At 65.8% G+C, this 3,868-nt stretch carries 5 protein-coding genes; 4 read left to right on the top strand and 1 reads right to left on the bottom strand.

Annotation, left to right across the window (positions count from 1 at the left end):
• The 4 genes from x551_RS19565 to x551_RS24680 all read left to right on the top strand — a co-directional run.
• Window positions 1-950 (top strand): RNA methyltransferase (locus x551_RS19565; protein WP_051512196.1); only part of this gene is annotated, 950 nt, incomplete at its 5' end.
• Between the two features lie 247 nt (window positions 951-1,197).
• On the top strand, window positions 1,198-1,521 hold the full coding sequence (locus x551_RS19560) for a type II toxin-antitoxin system Phd/YefM family antitoxin (RefSeq protein ID WP_036235908.1): 324 nt from the start codon (window positions 1,198-1,200) through the stop codon (window positions 1,519-1,521).
• Window positions 1,514-1,900, top strand: a complete 387-nt coding sequence (locus x551_RS19555; protein ID WP_036235906.1) for a type II toxin-antitoxin system RelE/ParE family toxin — start codon at window positions 1,514-1,516, stop codon at window positions 1,898-1,900. Before x551_RS19560 ends, x551_RS19555 begins: the two co-directional genes overlap by 8 nt.
• 18 nt (window positions 1,901-1,918) lie before the next feature.
• Window positions 1,919-2,602: a type I restriction endonuclease gene (locus x551_RS24680; RefSeq protein ID WP_152543597.1), complete on the top strand. Its 684-nt coding sequence runs from the start codon at window positions 1,919-1,921 to the stop codon at window positions 2,600-2,602.
• A 414-nt stretch (window positions 2,603-3,016) separates the two neighbouring features.
• Here the strand turns inward: x551_RS24680 and x551_RS19545 are convergent, their stop codons facing one another.
• Entirely contained in the window at window positions 3,017-3,700 is a 684-nt protein-coding gene (locus x551_RS19545; protein WP_051495936.1) for a PQQ-binding-like beta-propeller repeat protein, read from the bottom strand.
• Window positions 3,701-3,868: the final 168 nt, after the last annotated feature.

Genomic DNA, 3,868 nt, shown 5'->3' with positions numbered 1-3,868 from the left:
CGCTCGCGCTGCGCGAGGCCCTGCCGGCGCTGGAGGCCGAGCTGCAGGGCCTGGCGCAACTGCGCTCCGAGCACCCGGCCGAAGACGGCTCGGCCCGCCTGCTGGTGGCGCTGGCCGACGGCCAGACGGTGGAGAGCGTGCTGCTGCCGCGCGACGGCCTGTGCGTGTCCACCCAGGTGGGCTGCGCGGTGGGTTGCGTGTTCTGCATGACCGGCCAGGGCGGCCTGCTGCGCCAGCTGGGCAGCGCCGAGATCGTGGCCCAGGTGGCATTGGCACGGCGCCAGCGCGCGGTGAAGAAGGTGGTGTTCATGGGCATGGGCGAGCCCGCGCACAACCTGGACAACGTGCTCGAGGCCATCGAGCTGCTGGGCACCGCCGGAGGCGTGGGCCACAAGAACCTGGTGTTCTCCACCGTGGGCGACGAGCGCGTGTTCGAGCGCCTGCCGCAAGGTGCCGTGAAGCCCGCCCTGGCGCTGTCTCTGCACACCACCAAGCCCGAGCTGCGCGCGCAACTGCTGCCGCGCGCTCCGCGCATCGATCCCGAGGACCTGGTGGCCCACGGCGAGCGCTACGCCCGCGCCACCGGCTACCCGGTGCAGTACCAGTGGACGCTGATCGACGGCGTGAACGACGGCGACGACGAGCTCGACGGCATCGTGCGCCTGCTGGCCGGCCGCTACGCGGTGATGAACCTCATTCCCTACAACACCGTGGACGGACTGGCTTTCCGGCGCCCGGCCTGGGAGCGCGCGGTGGCGATGGCCGGCGCGCTGCACCGGCGCGGCGTGCTGACCAAGCTGAGAAGGTCAGCAGGGCAGGATGTGGAGGGGGGGTGTGGGCAGTTGAGGGCGAGGGTGGGGGGTGAGGGCGCGAGACGGATTGAGATCATGTCAGTGGTTGGCTCGAGCCAGCGTTCCGTTTACGGCCGCAATGCGGCGGTGGCCGAGTAATAGGCCATCTCAGCATCTCAGTTATCGAATAGGAAAGCAGGCGACTGTTTAGGCCAGGGCCGCATAGGAGATGTCTCCGTTGAAGATGGCTTTCTCGTGGGCGAACCACGGCGCGTTGTTACGTTGCGTGGCGCCTGGACCGGGGGCGCTACCGCAGGCCTGGGGGTGACTGCCCGACCTGGCTGCGCGAGCCGTAGTGAGATAGACTGCACAGAATTCTGTCATCACCCTCTCCAGGGAGCCAGCCATGGGCTTTTCAGCCAGTGATGTGGTGCCATTCACCCAGGCGCGCGCCAACCTCTCCGAACTCGCCGACCAAGCGAAGGCCGGTGCCGAGAAAATCATCACCAAAAACGGCGAGAGCTATGTCGCGCTAATCGACGCAGACAGGCTGGACTACTACCACCGCCTGGAACGCGAGCGCATCCACCTCCTGTTGATCGACGATGCCAAGCGTGGATTGGCCGACATCGAGGCAGGCCGTACCTACGCGGCGGATGCTGCCCTCGCCCAAATTCAACAGCGCCGAGCCAGCGCTACCACCCTCAAGGCTGCCAAGAAGCGTGGCTGAGGATGCCTACCGGGTCGAGCTGACGGCGAGCTTCCTGAAACGCCTGGATGCCATCGAGGCGTTCCTGACGGAGGCGGACGCAGCCTTTGCCTTTGACGACCTGCTCGCCGAGCTGCGCGCCACGGTGATCCCCAACCTGGCGCGATTCCCACGCATTGGCCGGCGCTACCTCGACAACCCGCCGCAATCGGCAGAGGCACTGGCACAACTGGCCACGCTGCCGGAAGGCTCGGCCAACGTTCTGCGCGAGTACCTGCATGGTGACTACCTGATGCTGTACGCGGCCGTGGAGGTCAATGCCACTGTGTACCTGCTGTCTATTCGGCACCATCGCCAGCTTTCGTTTGACTTTGCTCGGCACTGGCCGGCGTCAACCTGACTGCAGGGGAGAAGCAACTTGGCGAGTCCGAATTCCAATGAGGCAACCACACGCGCTCAACTTGTTGACGCTCAGTTAGCGCACGCCGGTTGGAACAAGTCGCGACGAAGCCTGATCGAAGAATTCGTTCTGTCGGCGCAGGAAAATGAGGCGGGTTACAACGCCCAGCAGTTCGCGGACTACGTGCTACTTGGTAGCGACGGAAAGCCGCTAGCCGTAGTTGAAGCGAAGCGCACGTCGCGAGACGAATTGGCAGGCAAGCGGCAGGCTGCAGACTATGCCGACCTCATCAAAGCGAAGTTCGGCCAGGACCCATTTATCTTCCTCACGAACGGCAAAGAGATCCAGTTCTGGGATCGTGAGCGCTATGCGCCTAGAAAGGTTTCGGGCTTCTACACGCGGGACGACTTGGAGCGACTGCATCACCAGCGCAAGTTCGCGCAACCGCTGCAAGGCGTCGCGATCAACGCGGACATCGCTGGCCGCGACTATCAAAACGAGGCCATTCGGCGAGTCACCGAGGGTGTTGACGCCGCCAAGCGCAAGTTTCTTCTCGTGATGGCGACTGGCACTGGCCGCGTTACGCTGATCGGCCTGGAAAAGCTCTTTGACCTTTGGGATGAGCACTACGAAAAACTGACGGACCAAGCCAGGCGGCGCCTGCCATTGCGGTCCATCCGTTTCCTGGCTCCAGGTGGGTGACTCCAGGTTGCCGGAGCCAAGAATGTTATCGAGACAGGTGCCTGAGCAGACGCTCTCGATGGACTTGGTCGCCGCGGTGCTGCGGACGTGATGCCCCGGGTGCTCTCTCGCCGTCTTCGAGTCACCAGACCGTGTGCACACGCTACAGCATCAAATCGGGTCGAGTTGGCGGTGCCGTGTGCAATCTCGCGCCGCCAAGCCGCATGAACGCTGGGCGTGCAAAGGATTGCGGGCCTACGGCATCATGTGCACGCGAGGGGGCCTCATTTGGCGCATGTGCACGAAATCCCGTGTGCAAGGAGAAGCCGCAAACCCGCATCAATACTGGGTTTTCGGAAGGATTTGGCGGTCTACCCAAGGACTCAAGATCCTTTGCTCACAGCCGATCGGTGTTCTGTGATGCAGCCGTTCGATTCACACGCGGTCGTGCTTCGGCCTCCTCACCGCCCTCACCTTCCCACTCGCCCCCCCACCGCAATACAGCAGCCCGGCCCCATCCGACTCCAGCCCACTCACGCCGGTGCCGGCGGGCATTTCCAGCCGCTCCAGCACGCTGCCGCTCGCCGGGTCGATGCGGCGCAGTTCGCTCTCGTCGCCTTCCCAGGTGCCGTGCCACAGGTCGCCGTCCACCCAGGTCACGCCGGTCACGTGGCGGTTGGATTCGATGGTGCGCAGGACCTTGCCGGTGGCGGGGTCGATCTGGTGGATCCTGCGGTCCAGGTACTGCCCCACCCACAGGCTGCCCTCGGCCCAGGTGAGCCCCGAGTCGCGGCCCTCGCCGGGCGCGGGGATGGACGCCAGCACCCGCCCGGTGGCCGGGTCGATCTTGTCGATGCGCGCCTCGGCAATCTGGTACAGGTGCTTGCCGTCGAAGGCGGTGCCGGCGCCGGCGGCGCAGGCCAGCGTGCGCGTGGTCTCGCCGCTCGCGGGGTCGAAGGCCACCAGCCGCTCGCCGGTGGCGGCCCACACGCGCTGTCCGTCGTGCGTCACGCCGTGGATGCGCTCGGCGCCGTCGAAGGGGCCGTACTCGCGCACGATCTCTGCGGGTGCCGTGCGCGCCGGGGGAGTGGTCCGGAGGGTGCTGCTGTTGCTGCTCATGGTCAGGTTCCTTTCGTTGCGCGTCGTGGCCGATGCGGTGGAACCCAATCTACGTGAGCGGCAGCGCGGCAGGGAGTAACAAGTTCGTCGTGAATCCGGCCAGCGGCGGCGCCAGCCAGCGTTGCGCGCGGGCCCGCCCGATGGCGCGCACGCGGCCCGCGGCCTCCA

The organism is Methylibium sp. T29, assembly GCF_000576205.1.
Taxonomy (GTDB): domain Bacteria; phylum Pseudomonadota; class Gammaproteobacteria; order Burkholderiales; family Burkholderiaceae_C; genus Methylibium; species Methylibium petroleiphilum.
This window is presented reverse-complemented; position numbering and strand designations above follow the sequence as displayed.